Origin of the sequence: Gilvimarinus gilvus (assembly GCF_030518155.1) — a bacterium.
Taxonomy (GTDB): Bacteria; Pseudomonadota; Gammaproteobacteria; order Pseudomonadales; family Cellvibrionaceae; genus Gilvimarinus; species Gilvimarinus gilvus.
Window position 1 is genome coordinate 1 of sequence record NZ_JAULRU010000432.1, and the last position, 380, is coordinate 380.

Annotated in this window: 1 protein-coding gene; it reads right to left on the reverse strand. The window is 26.6% G+C overall.

The window, feature by feature from the left end; all coding sequences use genetic code 11:
• Window positions 1–242: hypothetical protein (locus tag QWI17_RS08725; RefSeq protein ID WP_302722139.1), on the reverse strand; the 242-nt coding region annotated here is incomplete at its 3' end.
• Window positions 243–380 lie beyond the last annotated feature (138 nt).

The window sequence follows — 380 nt, forward strand, 5'->3', positions numbered from 1 at the left end:
ACTTTTAACTTTCTATTATATTTCATTTCGAAAGCTCTTTGTCTTATATACATATCCTCTAAAACAAGAGGGCTAATATCGTTATTTGGATCTACAACAATAGAGGATAAATCATTTTCACTATTAAAAATAATTCTTGGAGTATTATATTTTTCATTCGTCTCAACAATACCTTTAAGTACTGAGAAAATAATAAAAAGGTTACCTAAAATTAATAAAATATAAAACCAAATTTTTGCCAATTTGCTTGCTATTTGTATTGTTCTCATGTTAAAATATATAATTATGTTTTACAAAAAATCTCTTTCAGCCGCATCTTCGATGACAGAGATTCCATAAGCAGATCCGTCATCAGCTTCATCGATAATTTTAAAAAATTG